The sequence below is a fragment of the Sabulicella rubraurantiaca genome, assembly GCF_017355885.1.
GTDB lineage: Bacteria > Pseudomonadota > Alphaproteobacteria > Acetobacterales > Acetobacteraceae > Roseococcus > Roseococcus rubraurantiacus.
Genome location: NZ_JAFEUU010000057.1, coordinates 1 through 1,172, shown reverse-complemented (window position 1 = coordinate 1,172; position 1,172 = coordinate 1). Strand labels below are relative to the sequence as shown.

At 68.6% G+C, this 1,172-nt stretch carries 1 protein-coding gene; it reads right to left on the bottom strand.

What is annotated here, in order from left to right:
* Positions 1 to 1,092 (bottom strand): IS630 family transposase, encoded by a 1,092-nt coding sequence (locus tag JTJ31_RS24345; protein ID WP_207541328.1) that lies wholly within the window; start codon positions 1,090 to 1,092, stop codon positions 1 to 3.
* Positions 1,093 to 1,172 lie beyond the last annotated feature (80 nt).

The window sequence follows — 1,172 nt, the reverse complement described above, 5'->3', positions numbered from 1 at the left end:
CTAGTGGCCTGAGTTAGAAGTTCGTTGGCAGAAGCGGGCGACGCTGGCGAGGATATGGTCGGCGGTCTTGGTCCAGACGAACGGCCGCGGCGCGGCGTTGGTCTCGGCGATGTAGCCTTGGATCGCGGCCTCCAGGTCGCCAATGCTGGTGAAAGCGCCGCGCTCCAGGCGCCGGCGCGTCAGCAGCGCAAACCAGCATTCGACCAGGTTGAGCCAGGAGGCGCTGGTCGGCGTGAAGTGCAGGTGCCAGCGTGGCCGCTTGAGCAGCCAATCGTGAACCAGTGGCGTCTTGTGCGTCTTCAGATTGTCGAGCACGAGGTGGACGTCGAGACCGGCCGGGACGGCCGCTTCGACCTGATCCAGAAAGGCGCGAAACTCCACCGCGCGGTGGCGCGCCTTGCAGGCGCCGATCACCGTGCCGGCGCTGACGTCCAGGGCCGCGAACAGGTCGAGCGTGCCGTGGCGGCGATAGTCGTGCGTGTGCCGCTCGGCTTGGCCGGGCCGCAGAGCGAAGGCAGGCGCCGTGCCCTGAGCAGCCTGGATCTGCGGCTTTTCGTCCACACACAGCACCAGCGCGCGCTCCGGCGGGGCCAGGTAGAGGCCCACAATGTCACGCACCTTTTCGACGAAAGCCGGGTCGGACGAGAGCTTGAAGGTCTCCAACCGGTGCGGCCGCAGGCCAAAGGCGCGCCAGATGCGCGACACGGCCGTCTGGCTCATGCCCGCACGCTGTGCCATGGAGCGCGTGCTCCAGTGCGTGGCATTCCGCGGTGCCTCTTCGAGCGTCAGGGCGACCAGGCGCTCGACCGCCTCGTCGCCGATGCTGCGCGGCGCCCCGGAGCGCGGCGCGTCCATCAGCCCCTCCAGGCGGTGCTCGGCGAAGCGCCCGCGCCACGTCGCCACCGTCTGACGGCTTACACCCAAGGCTTCCGCCACCCTCAGGTTGGTCGCGTCGGGTTCGGCGCAGGCCAGTACGATCCGGATACGCTGGGCGAGGGCTTGGCCCACGCCGCGCCGGCGCAGCAGGCGACGGAGTTCGGCCCGCTCCGCCTCGGTCAACGCCAACATGACAGCCTTGGGTCCGCGAGACATGACACGCCTCCCAATTCAGGCGCCACAGTCTCCTCCCAGCCACAGCAAACCGCAACTGAACTTCCAACTCAGGCCACTAG